We start from the raw sequence: 14,839 nt of genomic DNA on the forward strand, positions 1-14,839 counted from the left end.
TTTGCTGACAAGTCTTGGCAGCGATTAGCAGTAGTGTCCGGCATGGCCGTTACAGCTTGACGGCGGTGTCGGGGGGCCGGTGACGCAGGCCACAGGCAAACAGCCCCGGGCACTTAGCTCGGTCGATAAACGCGCACATTGGCATGCCCCTCACTGAGCAAATGGTGAGCATGCAGGCGACTCATCACGCCTTTGTCGCAATACAGCAGGTACTGGCGAGTCGGATCCAGCTCCTTGAAACGAGCGTTCACTGCGTAGAACGGCATCGTCTGTACTTCTACGCCAGCGAGTTCCAGCGGCTCATCCTCGGCGGCATCCGGGTGACGGATGTCGATCACGATCTGGCCGGCAAGTGCTTCGCTGACTTCTTCAATCTGTACGTCCTGGCCCAATTCGTCGATCACGCGATCGATCGGCACCAGTTTGGCGTTTTCGAGCGCACGCTCGAGGACCGCCATGTCGAATTCTTTCTCTTCGTGTTCAACGCGCCCGCGTTTGGCGGCGGTCTTCGGGTTGACCGAAATGACGCCGCAGTACTCCGGCATGTGCCGGGCGAAATCGGCGGTGCCGATCTCGTTGGCCGTGTCGATGATGTCCTGCTTGTGCGCCACGATCAGCGGACGCAGGACCAGCTTGTCGGTCACGCAGTCGATCACCGACAGATTCGGCAAGGTCTGGCTCGACACCTGGGAGATCGCTTCGCCAGTCACCAGCGCTTCGATCTGCAGGCGGTCGGCGATGTTGGACGCCGCGCGCAACATCATACGCTTCAATACGACGCCCATATGACTGTTATCGACTTTGCCGAGAATTTCGCCCAGGACTTCTTCGAACGGAACACTGACAAATAGCACGCGTTGCGAGCTGCCGTACTTCTTCCAGATGAAATGCGCGACTTCCATTACGCCCAATTCATGGGCACGACCGCCCAGATTGAAGAAGCAGAAGTGCGTCATCAGGCCGCGGCGAATGATCTGGTAGGCGGCAACGGTCGAGTCAAAGCCGCCCGACATCAATACCAGCGTCTGTTCCAACGCCCCCAGCGGATAACCGCCGATGCCGTTGTGCTGGCTATGGATGACGAACAACCGTTTGTCGCGAACTTCTATGCGCACTTCGATTTCCGGCGCTTTCAGGTCGATACCGGCGGCACCGCACTCACGACGCAGCTTGCTGCCGACGTATTTTTCGACGTCCATCGAGCTGAAGGTGTGCTTGCCGGCACGCTTGCAGCGCACCGAAAAAATCTTCCCGGCCAGTGCAGCGCCATAATGCTCTTTGCACTTCTCGGTGATGTCGTCGAAGTCGCCCAGCGGGTACTCGTCGATCTGCAGAAAGTGCACGATGCCCGGCATGCAGGTCAGGCGCTCACCCATCTCTTTCAAGGCTTTGGCGTCGGTAATGCGGGTTTCCAGCTCGAGATTGTCCCACACACCGTTCACCACCACGGCCGGGTCCAGGTCGCGGAGCACGGTGCGGATGTTCTTGGCCAACTGGCGGATGAATTTCGTCCGGACAGGTCGGCTTTTGATGGTGATCTCGGGGAAGACTTTTACGATTAGTTTCATGAAAACAGCGCGCGAACGGCCAGCCGAAAAAGGGGGGCGCGGATTATAGCGGAAATTGCTCAAGGTTTAACCAGTTAATGTGCAGAAGGTTTCGCATGCACCAAAACGGGTCATTTACAGATTACGACGCTACATTAAAGGGCGATATTTTCAGCTTAAAGATGCTTTGCACCTTAATAAGCGTGAATTTGGGGCAAAAAACCCATGCTGGGGCACTGGCATGCAATTTGCTCCCTTGTGAGGCAGGTTGCCTTGGCAGAGTATTCGCGCCGGCATCACCACTATTAAGGGCATCCACTACCAGCCCTAATTCACCCGGAGGACACTATGTCGAAGTCGGTTCAACTCATCAAAGATCATGACGTCAAGTGGATTGATCTGCGCTTCACGGACACCAAAGGCACTCAGCACCACGTGACCATGCCGGCTCGCGATGCGCTGGAAGACGACTTCTTCGAAGTCGGCAAGATGTTCGACGGTTCCTCCATCGCTGGCTGGAAAGGCATCGAAGCCTCCGACATGATCCTGCTGCCGGACGACGAAACTGCCGTGCTCGACCCGTTCACCGAAGACGCCACCCTGATCCTAGTGTGCGACATCATCGAACCGTCGACCATGCAAGGCTACGATCGCGACCCGCGCGCCATCGCACACCGTGCCGAGGAATACCTGAAGACCACCGGTATCGGTGACACCGTGTTCGCCGGTCCAGAGCCTGAGTTCTTCATCTTCGACGAAGTGAAGTTCAAGTCCGACATCTCCGGTTCGATGTTCAAGATCTACTCCGAACAAGGTTCGTGGATGTCCGACCAGGACATCGAAGGCGGCAACAAAGGCCACCGTCCAGGTATCAAAGGTGGTTACTTCCCGGTTCCGCCGTTCGACCACGACCACGAAATCCGTACTGCCATGTGCAACGCACTGGAAGAAATGGGCCAGACCGTTGAAGTTCACCACCACGAAGTGGCGACTGCCGGTCAGAACGAAATCGGTGTCAAGTTCAACACCCTGGTGAAGAAAGCTGACGAAGTTCAGACGCTGAAATACGTTGTCCACAACGTGGCTGACGCCTACGGCCGCACCGCTACCTTCATGCCGAAGCCACTGTACGGTGACAACGGTTCGGGTATGCACGTACACATGTCCATCGCCAAAGATGGCAAGAACACCTTCGCTGGCGAAGGCTATGCCGGCCTGTCCGAAACCGCTCTGTACTTCATCGGCGGCATCATCAAGCACGGTAAGGCACTGAACGGCTTCACCAACCCGGCCACCAACTCCTACAAGCGTCTGGTGCCAGGTTTCGAAGCGCCGGTAATGCTGGCCTACTCGGCTCGCAACCGTTCCGCCTCGATCCGTATTCCTTACGTCAACAGCCCACGTGGCCGTCGTATCGAAGCGCGTTTCCCGGATCCGGCTGCCAACCCGTACCTGGCTTTCGCAGCACTGCTGATGGCCGGCCTGGACGGTATCCAGAACAAGATCCACCCAGGCGACGCTGCCGACAAAAACCTGTACGACCTGCCGCCTGAAGAGGCGAAAGAGATCCCACAAGTTTGCGGCAGCCTGAAAGAAGCTCTGGAAGAGCTGGATAAAGGCCGTGCGTTCCTGACCAAGGGCGGCGTGTTCTCCGACGACTTCATCGACGCTTACATCGCGCTGAAATCGGAAGAAGAAATCAAGGTTCGTACCTTCGTACACCCACTGGAATATGAGCTGTACTACAGCTGCTGATCCGGTAGCGCTGCGCTACGTGGCGTGACAAAAAGAGGCCTCCTTCGGGAGGCCTTTTTTATTGCAGATCAAAAAACCTCACCCTAACCCTCCCGAAACGTCGGACCGCCCAGAGGGTTAGGGGACTGATCTCCATGCTTTTCAGAACCTGAGTTCACATGGCAATTTCAGGTCGGTGTAATTTGTGAGAGCAACCCGGTCAATCCCCTCTCCCTCTGGGAGAGGGTTAGGGTGAGGGCGTTACCAGATGTTTACCGGGTTGGGCCAACCGCCGCGACTGTCCTATGCTGCATCCCATCGTTTTCAATCCCGGTCGATTTCATGGGTCGCACCTTTCTCTACATTCTGCTGCTGATCGCCCTGCCCGCCGCCGCGCAGATCTACAAATACACCGATGCCAACGGCAACACGGTCTACAGCGATCATTCGCCCGATGGCGTGCAGGCGCAGACAGTTGAGTTGCCGCCGCTTAACCGGGTCGAGCCACAGGTACCGAGTGCGCCACCTGCGGCAGAAACCGACAACAGTGAACCTACGCGCAACGCCTACGACATTCTCGAACTCGCCGGCCTACCCAGCGAAGAAGCCCTGCGCGCCAACAACGGCACCTTCACCGTCAATGTGCTGATCAAGCCGCGCCTGCAACCGCCGCATCAATTACGACTGGTGCTCGACGATGAACCTTACGGTCAGCCGAGCAACGTGCCGATCCTGCAGTTGGTGAATATTGATCGCGGCGAACATCGACTCGCGGTGCAGGTGATTGATGGGCAGACGATCATCCAGCAGAGTCCGCCAGTGGCCCTCAGCGTGCAGCGAGTGCACAAGCCATGATCCGCGTGTGGCTGATCGTCGCGATGGCGCTGCTGACACTGCAGGCTTCAGCCGAGGTGTTCACTTACATCGATGCCCAAGGCAATCGCGTCTACACCGATCAACCGCGCGGCAACGCCAAGCGTGTACCGATCGCGACCAGCAATCGCATGTCCGCCAACCCCACCGCCGCTGCGCCCATCACCACGGCAAAAAAATCACCGGAACAACCACTGTTCCACTACGACATGCTGCGTATTCTGGTGCCTGAGCCCGATGCCACGATTCGCAGCAGTGCCGGTGAAATCATCGTCAGCGTCACCAGCGAACCGGGCCTGCAACGCGGCCACCGCTATCGCCTGCTGCTGGACGGTCAGGCCACCGGTGAACCCGGGCTGAGTCCGGTGTTCCCGCTGAACAATATTGATCGTGGCAGCCACAACCTTTCCGTGGAAATCCTCGATGCCGACGGGCGCACTGTCGAGCGCACGGCCAATCAGCCCTTTCATATGCTGCGCATCTCGCTGGCGCAGAAACGCCAGGTCAAGCCCTGCACCAAGGACGACTACGGCGTGCGTCCCGAATGCCCACTGAAAGACAAACCCGAAGAGCCGAAAAACCCCTTCCTGCGTTTCTTCTAACGCTGTTCAGCTTTGCGCACTATATTGGTGCAATCGCCTGCACCGTACCCACATTCCAACCCATTTTGGTTCGAAACTTCCCGTTCGAGCTGGCCGAATGCCACGCAAACGAGCGTCAAACGCCCGTTTCAGGCGTCGAACGCTTCTTTTCAGAGCCTTGGTTTGGTTTTTGCATTTTCCCGATACCGACGCTTGCTTGTTGCGCACGCTCCGCCCCCAAAAGAGGCTCCGATGACCATTAGCGACGCAATCCACCGTTTGCTGCTCGACAACCTGACCACCGCCACCATCCTGCTCGATGCCGAATTGCGCCTCGAGTACATGAACCCGGCGGCGGAGATGCTGCTCGCCATCAGCGGGCAGCGCAGCCATGGCCAGTTCATCAGCGAGCTGTTCACCGAATCCACCGAAGCGCTGAATTCGTTGCGCCAAGCGGTGGAACAGGCGCATCCGTTCACCAAACGCGAAGCGATGCTCACCGCCCTCACCGGTCAGACGCTGACCGTGGATTACGCGGTAACGCCGATTCTCAGCAATGGCGCGACCATGCTCCTGCTCGAGGTGCATCCGCGTGACCGCCTGCTGCGGATCACCAAGGAAGAGGCGCAGCTGTCCAAGCAGGAAACCAGCAAGATGCTGGTGCGTGGCCTCGCTCACGAAATCAAAAACCCGCTCGGGGGCATCCGTGGCGCCGCGCAACTGCTGGCCCGCGAGTTGCCGGAAGACAGCCTGCGCGATTACACCAACGTGATCATTGAAGAGGCCGACCGCCTGCGCAATCTGGTCGACCGCATGCTCGGCTCGAACAAGCTGCCGTCGCTGGCCATGTGCAATGTCCACGAAGTATTGGAGCGCGTCTGCCAACTGGTCGAAGCCGAAAGTCAGGGCTGCATCACCTTGGTGCGCGATTACGACCCGAGCATTCCCGACGTCTTGATTGATCGCGAACAAATGATTCAGGCGGTGTTGAACATCGTGCGCAACGCGATGCAGGCGATCAGCAGCCAAAACGAGCTGCGTCTGGGCCGCATCAGCCTGCGCACCCGCGCCATGCGCCAGTTCACCATCGGCCACATCCGCCATCGCCTGGTGACCAAGATCGAGATCATCGACAACGGCCCGGGGATCCCGGCGGAACTTCAGGAAACCATTTTCTTTCCGATGGTCAGCGGACGTCCGGACGGTACCGGACTCGGCCTGGCCATCACCCAGAACATCATCAGCCAGCACCAGGGCCTGATCGAGTGTGACAGCCATCCAGGCCACACCACCTTCTCGATCTTTCTGCCACTGGAACAAGGAGCCACATCGACATGAGCCGTAGTGAAACCGTGTGGATCGTCGATGACGACCGTTCTATCCGTTGGGTCCTGGAAAAAGCCTTGCAGCAGGAAGGCATGACCACCCAGAGCTTCGACAGTGCCGACGGTGTGATGAGTCGCCTGGCGCGGCAGCAACCGGACGTGATCATTTCCGACATCCGCATGCCGGGTGCCAGTGGCCTGGATCTGTTGGCGCGGATTCGCGAGCAGCATCCCCGGTTGCCGGTCATCATCATGACCGCTCACTCCGATCTGGACAGCGCTGTCGCCTCCTATCAGGGCGGCGCCTTCGAGTATCTGCCAAAACCGTTCGACGTTGATGAGGCGGTATCGCTGGTCAAGCGCGCCAACCAACATGCACAGGAACAGCAAGGCCTGGAAGTGGTGCCGGCACTGACCCGTACCCCGGAAATCATCGGCGAAGCGCCGGCGATGCAGGAAGTGTTTCGCGCCATCGGGCGCTTGAGCCACTCCAACATCACCGTGCTGATCAACGGCGAATCCGGCACCGGTAAAGAACTGGTCGCCCACGCCCTGCACCGCCACAGCCCGCGCGCGGCCTCGCCGTTCATCGCGCTGAACATGGCGGCGATTCCCAAGGACCTGATGGAGTCCGAGCTGTTCGGCCACGAGAAAGGCGCGTTCACCGGCGCAGCGAACCTGCGCCGCGGCCGTTTTGAACAGGCTGACGGCGGCACGCTGTTCCTCGACGAAATCGGCGACATGCCGGCCGACACTCAGACTCGACTGTTGCGCGTACTGGCCGATGGCGAGTTCTATCGTGTGGGCGGCCACGTGCCGGTCAAGGTCGATGTGCGCATCATCGCCGCGACGCACCAGAATCTGGAAACCCTGGTGCATGCCGGCAAATTCCGTGAGGACTTGTTCCATCGCCTCAACGTGATCCGCATCCACATCCCGCGTCTGTCGGACCGTCGTGAAGACATCCCGACCCTGGCCAAGCACTTCCTCAGCCGCGCCGCGCAGGAACTGGCGGTCGAGCCGAAGCTGCTGAAAAGCGAGACAGAGGAATACCTGAAGAACCTGCCGTGGGGCGGCAACGTGCGTCAGCTGGAGAATACGTGCCGCTGGATCACGGTAATGGCGTCCGGGCGCGAAGTGCACATCAGCGACCTGCCACCGGAACTGCTGAACCTGCCGCAGGACTCGGCGCCAGTGACCAATTGGGAGCAAGCGTTGCGTCAGTGGGCGGATCAGGCGTTGGCGCGTGGTCAGTCGAGCCTGCTCGACAGTGCAGTGCCGGCGTTTGAGCGGATCATGATCGAGACGGCGTTGAAGCACACCGCCGGGCGTCGGCGTGATGCGGCGGTGTTGCTGGGTTGGGGGCGCAATACCCTGACGCGCAAGATCAAGGAATTGGGAATGAAGGTTGATGGTGGCGATGATGATGAGGGGGACGAGGGTTAACGATTTGTTCGCTTGAGGGTTGTTGTGAATTCAAAATTCAGCCCCTCATCGGAACGCCGCCCGCCCAGCCCTCTCCCAATGGGAGAGGGGGAAAGGGAGCAGATCTCGGGTGTTTTCGAATCCCGAGTTCGGCGGGGTATTTCAGGTCGGCGTAACTTGACGGGCAACTCGGTCAGTCCCCTCTCCCTCCGGGAGAGGGCTAGGGTGAGGGGCCACCGTGCACCGCATCAATGCACAACGACCCGGGATCGCGCACAGCCGCATCGCCACATTCGCCTCTGAAAACACCTGAAAACCCACCCTCCAGAACCACGAAAGCCCCGAATTCCGGGGCTTTCGCGTTTCTTATCAAATTTTTTGTTTCAACAGATGAAAACCTGGCACGCCCCCTGCAATACCTCTTACAGGTGATTCGATTCACCACCCGTTTCGGGGACCTTGGTACAGGCAGGCCGGGGATTCCCCTCTTTACACCGGGCGCACAACGCCACGCGATGCGCTCACCCTTTTGGGATCCTTGGTACAGGCAGGCCGGGGGTTCCCTCTTTACACCGGACCGACGCGTCACGCGAAGTCCACCCCCGTTTTGGGAACCCTGATACAGGCAGGTCAGGGATTCCCGCTTTTACACCGCAGGCTCCGCCAGGTCATTCAAGCCGTGGCCGCTTGGGCAAATGATGTGGCGGCTGGTGTTGCCACGTCGGGTCAAACCTGTGCATTTCCTCTTCCAGCTCATCGAGCATTTTGCCCGGACTGGGCTCAACGCCCGCAATCTCCCGCAGACGCTCTTTCTCGCCGAGACTGGCCTTGTGGAAACCCTCGATAAACGACCAGACCCGACGCTGCAACAGTTGGCGCTCGACCTGAAATTCAGGCGTGCGCACCAGATCTCTGATTTTTTCCCTCAGCGTGACGTTCGCCTGACCGGACAAAGAGCCCCACAGGGCATTTTTTTCCGCGTGCTGCACCTGTGGAACATTGTGCATCCAATGATTTATCCCCAAATCGTTATCGATTCTTCCCAGCCAGATATCGGTACCTGTCTGTCGACGCGCGGCGATCAGACGCCGATGAGAGGCGGCGTCAGAAATCAGAGTGCCACTGAGGTCAAAACCTTTTCTGAGCTCGATGGATTCGGGGATCGCGGTGATTCGGGTATAGACCAGATCCAAACGGGTTTTGGGGATCTGCGATGTGACGCCATCCGGAAACTTGCCTACCTGAGTACGGCTGAGATCAACTTCCCGCAACGCGGTCATCCCTCTGAGCGACGGCGCCACGGCAAGCCGACTCTGCGATAGATTCAATATCTCCAGCCGCGACGGACCGCTCTGTGAGCCCAGCCCGAGCGGCGGCATGGATATGCCGGTATAGGACAGATCCAATACGCGCAACTCGGCCATAGGGGTGACATCAGGCGTATATTGCAAACCCGGATTATGGTGCAGATCAAGCACCTGCAAACGTGACGCTACGGGTAAATCATCCAGTCCGACAGGCAATTCGTATAAATCACAGGAGCGTAGGCGCAATACCCGCAACTCGCTCAAACCGCGTACGGAAAACCGAGGCCAGATACTGCAGTTTGTCAGGCTCAGTTCCTGCAAATGGCTCAATCGGGTGAAATGCTCAGCGCTGAGTGTCTGTAGCCACAGGCTGCTTTCGTCTATCTCCAGGACCCTCAACTGGGTAAATTTATCGATTTCAACAAGCAGTGCATTGCCCTTGCCCCCGAGTCTGCGTATTTCGAGGATTTCGATGTGGGAAAACATCGAGAATAGATTTCCCAGATTTTTCGACGTGGTTCCCTCAAGACCCAGAGAGACCACCGAGCTCAGGCGATTGGAAAAAACCGGGAGCGTCAGATTTCCCCGGCTGCCCAGGTCCAGATTCAACTTGAAACCTAGCAACTGCCCATCGCGGTAGACCCTCTCTGAAGGTTCTCCTTGCCACTTGTATAACCGACGCATCGTCGCGCCGATTGCCAGGCGCCGATTGCGCTCCACACTGTCTGCGCCCTTATAGGCGGCCTCCCAGGTACTGACCTCACGGTTCAGGAGCGCAAACCCATGCTGAAGTCGCTTGAGTTCTGCTTCTGCCGCATCTTTGTTACCGAAGCGCGCGATAAAATCATCCGCGTGCTGGTCCGTCGCTTCCGGAAAATAACCCTTTACCTGCGCTCGCGTGGTTACAGCAAAAACCGCTGGTTGCCGCGTTGAGGTTCCTGCGCCAGAAAGCCAGGGACGGTGAAAATTGGCGTTGTTGGCTTGCGCCGGATTATTGCGCTGCATGCCACCGCGCAAACCCGTGAGGATAGAAACCCAGATGCCCTGCTCGTTGCGGGTAATGGCGCGGGTTTCACCGCTGCGACTGGCGCGGTAAATGTTCGCGCTGTCGATCGCGACGCGATCCTTGGGATTCACCAGCCGCCACACCTTGTGCGCCGGACTGGAGGCATCAAGATCCTGCATCACTTGATAAGCCTGTTCGTGGACAACCACGTAGAGCTTTGCATCATGGCGGAACACGCCGTCGCTGCCGGGCTCGACAGCGTTGAAATCCAGCCCGGTGCGAAAGGCTTGCAGGCTGGCGTCGGTCAGAGGAACGGTGTTCGCGTTGAAGTCGCTGTGCGGATGCCAGACATTGCTTTCAATATCACGCAACAGCATCGGGCCAGAGGGCAGCAATTCATTTGAATGTCGCGCCCGATAGAGTCCGCTGTCCGGATCGATGCCAATCAGAACCGTGCCGCCCTCGGGCACATCCACATAATGGCGATTCTTGTGCAGCCTGAAGCCTTCGCTGTCGGCAGCCGGTAGCTGCGCCGCAGACTTTATCCAGTAACTCTCCAACGACTGATGTACGGCCACAGGCGGTTGCGGGGCAAGCGGCGCCGGATGAACCGTGACTGTCGGCGCCGGCAGGATGGCATCAAGGTCAACATCATCGCCGAACGGTTTGTTGCGCAGTTTCAGATCATCGGCCCCCCTCCCAGGGTCCACGCCATTGCGGCCCGGTGTGTCAGCCTGGGATAGATCTTTATCCAACTTTCGATTCGGATGGCTGTGGACGTCCACGTCCACGTCCATTCGGGTGCTGCCACCGCGCGGTGGTTTTACTGGCATGTTTCTTCATCCCTGAAAGGTACCCTCGACAGTCGTGCGCAAGGGAACGGTTGTTTCGGCATCCTGCCGGTTAACAAAGTGTGCAAGCGATGGCTGCCTGCTGATTGGCAGCAGACAGACGCGTGCACCGTGAATGAGGGGAACGATACCGTCCGGCACCGTTGAGCGAGACAGGAATACGGACTTATCGCGGTAGGAAATGTCGTCAGGGGGCGTGAGAGCACGCATTAAGGATGGCTGACGGCTGTTCAGTCGGTTTTCAAGCGAATCTCCAGACGCCAGCGGTCCCCGACTTCGCTGCCCGCCCAGTCACCTTGCAGCGGCCGCGCCGCCAGCACGGTCAGCAGCAACCCGCCATCACTTGCGCGCGTCCGCCAGTTGACGTCCCTGCCGTTGAGCTTGAGTTGGCCTTTTTGCGCCGCGCCCTCAGCCTGGAACAACAACGCCACGGTGCCATCGATGATCTCACCATGCAGCTTCGGTTCATTGTTGAACCACGCCACCAGCCCTTGATCCGTAACCTCGACCTGCTGCAAAACAGTCGGATCCGGTGTCGTCAGACGGCCGATCATCAAACCGATCATCACGCCGACAATCGCCAGCGAACCGATCACCCGCGGGAATAGTTTCGAACGGTTGTCCACAGGCGGCGTAGAATGCCGCTCATCTTTACCTTCGGAGCCGTGCATGTTTCACGTCATCCTTTTTCAACCAGAAATTCCGCCGAATACCGGCAACGTTATCAGGCTGTGCGCCAACAGCGGCTGCCACCTGCATTTGATCGAACCGCTGGGCTTCGAGATGGACGACAAGCGCTTGCGCCGTGCCGGCCTCGATTACCACGAATATGCCACGTTGCAACGTCATGCGGACCTCGCCAGTTGCCTGGAAAGCATCGGTAACCCTCGGGTGTTTGCGTTCACCACCAAGGGCTCGCGGCCGTTTCATGATGCTGCATTTGTTCCTGGCGATGCGTTCATCTTCGGCCCGGAAAGCCGTGGCCTACCGCCGGAAGTACTCGACGCACTGTCCGCCGATCAGCGCCTGCGCCTGCCGATGCGTGAAGGTTGCCGCAGCCTGAACCTGTCCAACACCGTGGCGGTCGCTGTATACGAAGCCTGGCGCCAGAACGGCTTCAAGTAACACCACAAACAAATGTGGGAGCGAGCCTGCTCGCGAAAGCGGTGTATCAGTCGACAAATCTGTCATCTGACACGCCCTCTTCGCGAGCAGGCTCGCTCCCACATGGGGTGTTGCTGAACCGTCTTACTGAACGGTTGGCGTCTCGCCGCTTTCCTGCATGCGCTGCAATTCTTGCGCGTACAGAGCGTCGAAGTTCACCGGGGCCAGCATCAGCGCCGGGAACGAACCACGGGTCACCAGGCTGTCCAGGGTTTCGCGCGCATACGGGAACAGGATGTTCGGGCAGAACGCGCCCAGGGTGTGGCTCATCGAAGCCGCGTCGAGGTTCTTGATCAGGAAGATACCGGCCTGTTGCACTTCAGCGATGAAGGCCACTTCTTCACCGTTTTTCACGGTAACGGACAGGGTCAGCACGACTTCGAAGAAATCACCTTCCAGCGCTTTCTGGCGAGTGTTCAGATCCAGCGCAACAGCCGGATCCCACTGCTGGCGGAAGATCGCCGGGCTTTTCGGGGCTTCGAAGGACAGGTCGCGTACGTAGATGCGCTGCAAGGAGAATTGCGGTGCGGTTTCTTCTTCGCTGGCTGCAGTGTTCTGTTGGTCAGTCATCTCAGATCCTTATCGATCTTGGGTCTTTTAGGGAGTGCTGTACGTGGGTGCAGCCGTTCAGGCCTTGAGCAGCGCGTCGAGCTTGCCGGCGCGTTCCAGGGCATACAAATCGTCACAACCGCCGATGTGCTGGCTGCCGATCCAGATCTGCGGCACGGACGTGCGTCCGGCTTTCTGGGTCATTTCAGCGCGCACCTGCGGCTTGCCATCGACCTTGATCTCTTTGAAGGCCACGCCTTTGTTCTCGAGCAGGTATTTGGCTCGCGAGCAGTAAGGGCAGTAATCGCTGGAGTAGACGATGACTTCGCTCATATCACTTCACCAACGGCAGGTTGTCGCCTTTCCAGCTGGAAATCCCGCCGGACAGCTTGGCGGCGGTGAAGCCGGATTTCATCAGTTCGCGGGCGTGGGTGCCGGCGGTCTGGCCCAGGGCATCGACCAGAATAATGGTCTTGGCCTTGTGTTTTTCCAGCTCGGCGGTGCGCGCAGCCAGTTTGTCCTGGGGAATGTTGATCGCGCCAACGATGTGGCCGGCAGCGAAATCCTTGGCCGGACGGATGTCCACCACCACGCCTGCGTCTTTATTGACCAGTGCAGTCAGCTCGCCGGTGCTCAGGCTTTTACCGCCGCCCTGCATCGTGTGCGCCAGCAGCAGAGCCAGCAGTACGACGAAGATACCGACAAGAATGTAGTGGTTAGTGGCAAATTCAATCAGGTGAGCAACCATCGAAGGAGGTTCCAGGGCGTTAAAATGTCGGCCAGTATACACAGCCACTATGGTCGGCCAAACCCCGTCCGGCGGTGACGCGGTCGGAACTTAGCTTTAAACTCCAACTCCCTTTTCCATCGCCCTCTTCTTTATTAGCCACGAGTGGATTCCATGACTACCACGCCTAAACCTTTGGTCCTGATGATTCTCGACGGCTTCGGTCACAGCGACAGCCCCGAATCCAATGCCGTTTTTGCGGCGAAGAAGCCTGTTCTCGATCGCCTGTGGGCCACCGTGCCGAACGGCTTGATCTCGGGCAGCGGCATGGACGTCGGCCTGCCGGACGGCCAGATGGGCAACTCCGAAGTCGGCCACATGAACCTCGGCGCCGGGCGCGTGGTGTATCAGGACTTCACCCGCGTGACCAAGTCGATCCGCGACGGCGAGTTCTTCGAGAACCCGACCATTTGCGCCGCTGTGGATAAAGCCGTGGCCGCCGGCAAAGCCGTGCACTTCATGGGCCTGCTGTCCGATGGCGGCGTGCACAGCCATCAGGATCACCTGATCGCCATGGCCGAACTGGCGTTCAAGCGCGGCGCTGAAAAAATTTACCTGCACGCTTTCCTCGATGGCCGCGACACCCCGCCGAAAAGCGCTGCGTCGTCGATAGAACTGCTCGACGCGACCTTCCAGGCACTCGGCAAGGGCCGCATCGCCAGCATTATCGGCCGTTACTTCGCCATGGACCGTGACAACCGCTGGGATCGCGTCGCTCAGGCCTACAACCTGATCGTCGACGGCAACAGCGAATTCAACGCAGCCACCGCGCAGGAAGGTCTCGAGGCCGCTTATGCGCGCGGCGAGAGCGACGAATTCGTCAAAGCCACGACCATTGGCGAGCCGGTGAAAGTCGAAGACGGCGACGCCGTGGTGTTCATGAACTTCCGCGCCGACCGTGCGCGCGAGCTGACCCGCGTGTTCGTCGAAGACGATTTCAAGGACTTCGAGCGCGCCCGCCAGCCGAAACTCGCCGGTTTCGTCATGCTGACCCAATACGCGGCAAGCATTCCGGCACCGTCGGCGTTCGCGGCGGGCAGCCTGGAAAACGTCCTCGGCGACTACTTGGCGAAGAATGGCAAAACCCAACTGCGTATCGCCGAAACCGAAAAATACGCGCACGTGACTTTCTTTTTCTCCGGCGGCCGTGAAGAACCGTTCCCGGGGGAAGAGCGCATTCTGATCCCGTCGCCGAAAGTCGCCACCTATGACTTGCAGCCGGAAATGAGCGCGCCGGAAGTGACCGACCGTATCGTCGAGGCCATTGAAAACCAGCGTTTCGACGTGATCGTGGTCAATTACGCCAACGGCGACATGGTCGGCCACAGCGGCGTGTTCGATGCGGCCGTGAAGGCTGTCGAATGCCTCGACACCTGCGTCGGTCGCATCGTTGAAGCACTGGAAAAGGTCGGCGGCGAAGCGCTGATCACCGCAGACCACGGCAACGTCGAAAAAATGGCCGATGAAGAAACCCACCAGGCGCACACCGCGCACACCACTGAGCCGGTGCCGTTCATTTATGTCGGCAAGCGTGCCCTCAAGGTGCGCGAAGGCGGCGTGCTGGCGGACGTGGCGCCGACCATGCTGAAACTGCTGGGCCTGGAAAAACCGGCGGAAATGACCGGCACCTCGATTCTGGTCTGACCCGAATCGCCTAAACACCGCAAAACCCTGTGGGAGCTGGCTTGCC

The 14,839-nt window shown here is 58.9% G+C and carries 13 protein-coding genes; 7 read left to right on the top strand and 6 right to left on the bottom strand.

The annotated features are described in order from the left end of the window. Positions 1-113 precede the first annotated feature (113 nt). Complete coding sequence (gene thiI, locus WA225_RS06245; protein WP_422607261.1) at positions 114-1,568, bottom strand: tRNA uracil 4-sulfurtransferase ThiI; 1,455 nt, start codon at positions 1,566-1,568, stop codon at positions 114-116. Positions 1,569-1,895: 327 nt separating this feature from the next. On the opposite strand from thiI, the gene glnA reads away from it, so the two are divergent. From glnA to ntrC, 5 genes are all read left to right on the top strand, one after another. Continuing rightward, positions 1,896-3,302 (top strand): glutamate--ammonia ligase, encoded by a 1,407-nt coding sequence (gene glnA / locus WA225_RS06250; RefSeq protein WP_016985745.1) that lies wholly within the window; start codon positions 1,896-1,898, stop codon positions 3,300-3,302. Between the two features lie 321 nt (positions 3,303-3,623). After that, positions 3,624-4,136: a DUF4124 domain-containing protein gene (locus WA225_RS06255; protein ID WP_422607262.1), complete on the top strand. Its 513-nt coding sequence runs from the start codon at positions 3,624-3,626 to the stop codon at positions 4,134-4,136. Then, positions 4,133-4,756 carry a DUF4124 domain-containing protein gene (locus tag WA225_RS06260; protein ID WP_422607263.1) on the top strand — a complete coding sequence of 208 codons (624 nt, stop codon included), beginning with the start codon at positions 4,133-4,135 and terminating at the stop codon, positions 4,754-4,756. The genes WA225_RS06255 and WA225_RS06260 overlap by 4 nt, the downstream gene beginning before the upstream one ends. Positions 4,757-4,987: 231 nt before the next feature. Next, positions 4,988-6,073, top strand: a complete 1,086-nt coding sequence (glnL, locus tag WA225_RS06265; protein ID WP_064117045.1) for a nitrogen regulation protein NR(II) — start codon at positions 4,988-4,990, stop codon at positions 6,071-6,073. Then, the gene (gene ntrC / locus WA225_RS06270; protein WP_007909238.1) at positions 6,070-7,506 is read left to right on the top strand and encodes a nitrogen regulation protein NR(I); all 1,437 of its coding nucleotides are present in this window, start codon (positions 6,070-6,072) and stop codon (positions 7,504-7,506) included. The genes glnL and ntrC overlap by 4 nt, the downstream gene beginning before the upstream one ends. Positions 7,507-8,153: 647 nt before the next feature. Here ntrC and WA225_RS06275 read toward each other — a convergent pair. Next, positions 8,154-10,631, bottom strand: coding sequence for a hypothetical protein (locus WA225_RS06275; RefSeq protein WP_422607264.1), 2,478 nt, complete (start codon positions 10,629-10,631; stop codon positions 8,154-8,156). Between the two features lie 248 nt (positions 10,632-10,879). Next, the gene (locus WA225_RS06280) at positions 10,880-11,320 is read right to left on the bottom strand and encodes a hypothetical protein (RefSeq protein WP_422607265.1); all 441 of its coding nucleotides are present in this window, start codon (positions 11,318-11,320) and stop codon (positions 10,880-10,882) included. On the opposite strand from WA225_RS06280, the gene WA225_RS06285 reads away from it, so the two are divergent. Next, a complete protein-coding gene (locus tag WA225_RS06285) occupies positions 11,319-11,774 on the top strand; it encodes a tRNA (cytidine(34)-2'-O)-methyltransferase (protein ID WP_422607266.1) in 456 nt (151 codons plus the stop codon). The two genes, WA225_RS06280 and WA225_RS06285, sit on opposite strands and share 2 nt — an antisense overlap. A gap of 123 nt (positions 11,775-11,897) precedes the next feature. On the opposite strand, the gene secB is transcribed toward WA225_RS06285, so the two are convergent. From secB to WA225_RS06300, 3 genes are read right to left on the bottom strand one after another with little or no spacing between them, the layout of a single operon-like run. Next, positions 11,898-12,383 (bottom strand): protein-export chaperone SecB, encoded by a 486-nt coding sequence (gene secB / locus WA225_RS06290; protein ID WP_064117041.1) that lies wholly within the window; start codon positions 12,381-12,383, stop codon positions 11,898-11,900. A gap of 57 nt (positions 12,384-12,440) precedes the next feature. Further along, positions 12,441-12,695 (bottom strand): glutaredoxin 3, encoded by a 255-nt coding sequence (gene grxC / locus WA225_RS06295; protein ID WP_025110925.1) that lies wholly within the window; start codon positions 12,693-12,695, stop codon positions 12,441-12,443. 1 nt (position 12,696) lies between these two features. Continuing rightward, on the bottom strand, positions 12,697-13,110 hold the full coding sequence (locus WA225_RS06300; protein ID WP_008080560.1) for a rhodanese-like domain-containing protein: 414 nt from the start codon (positions 13,108-13,110) through the stop codon (positions 12,697-12,699). Positions 13,111-13,263: 153 nt separating this feature from the next. Here WA225_RS06300 and gpmI point away from each other — a divergent pair, with 153 nt between their 5' ends. Next, positions 13,264-14,793: a 2,3-bisphosphoglycerate-independent phosphoglycerate mutase gene (gene gpmI / locus WA225_RS06305; RefSeq protein WP_422607267.1), complete on the top strand. Its 1,530-nt coding sequence runs from the start codon at positions 13,264-13,266 to the stop codon at positions 14,791-14,793. Positions 14,794-14,839 lie beyond the last annotated feature (46 nt).

Source organism: Pseudomonas sp., from assembly GCF_049300855.1.
In the GTDB taxonomy this organism is placed as follows: Bacteria; Pseudomonadota; Gammaproteobacteria; order Pseudomonadales; family Pseudomonadaceae; genus Aquipseudomonas.

What these genes read in the sequence shown, in the direction of transcription:
- thiI (WP_422607261.1), bottom strand. Translation starts at nt 1,568, where the DNA reads ATGAAACTAATCGTAAAAGTCTTCCCCGAGATCACCATCAAAAGCCGA.
- glnA (WP_016985745.1), top strand. Translation starts at nt 1,896, where the DNA reads ATGTCGAAGTCGGTTCAACTCATCAAAGATCATGACGTCAAGTGGATT.
- WA225_RS06255 (WP_422607262.1), top strand. Translation starts at nt 3,624, where the DNA reads ATGGGTCGCACCTTTCTCTACATTCTGCTGCTGATCGCCCTGCCCGCC.
- WA225_RS06260 (WP_422607263.1), top strand. Translation starts at nt 4,133, where the DNA reads ATGATCCGCGTGTGGCTGATCGTCGCGATGGCGCTGCTGACACTGCAG.
- glnL (WP_064117045.1), top strand. Translation starts at nt 4,988, where the DNA reads ATGACCATTAGCGACGCAATCCACCGTTTGCTGCTCGACAACCTGACC.
- ntrC (WP_007909238.1), top strand. Translation starts at nt 6,070, where the DNA reads ATGAGCCGTAGTGAAACCGTGTGGATCGTCGATGACGACCGTTCTATC.
- WA225_RS06275 (WP_422607264.1), bottom strand. Translation starts at nt 10,631, where the DNA reads ATGCCAGTAAAACCACCGCGCGGTGGCAGCACCCGAATGGACGTGGAC.
- WA225_RS06285 (WP_422607266.1), top strand. Translation starts at nt 11,319, where the DNA reads ATGTTTCACGTCATCCTTTTTCAACCAGAAATTCCGCCGAATACCGGC.
- WA225_RS06280 (WP_422607265.1), bottom strand. Translation starts at nt 11,320, where the DNA reads ATGCACGGCTCCGAAGGTAAAGATGAGCGGCATTCTACGCCGCCTGTG.
- secB (WP_064117041.1), bottom strand. Translation starts at nt 12,383, where the DNA reads ATGACTGACCAACAGAACACTGCAGCCAGCGAAGAAGAAACCGCACCG.
- grxC (WP_025110925.1), bottom strand. Translation starts at nt 12,695, where the DNA reads ATGAGCGAAGTCATCGTCTACTCCAGCGATTACTGCCCTTACTGCTCG.
- WA225_RS06300 (WP_008080560.1), bottom strand. Translation starts at nt 13,110, where the DNA reads ATGGTTGCTCACCTGATTGAATTTGCCACTAACCACTACATTCTTGTC.
- gpmI (WP_422607267.1), top strand. Translation starts at nt 13,264, where the DNA reads ATGACTACCACGCCTAAACCTTTGGTCCTGATGATTCTCGACGGCTTC.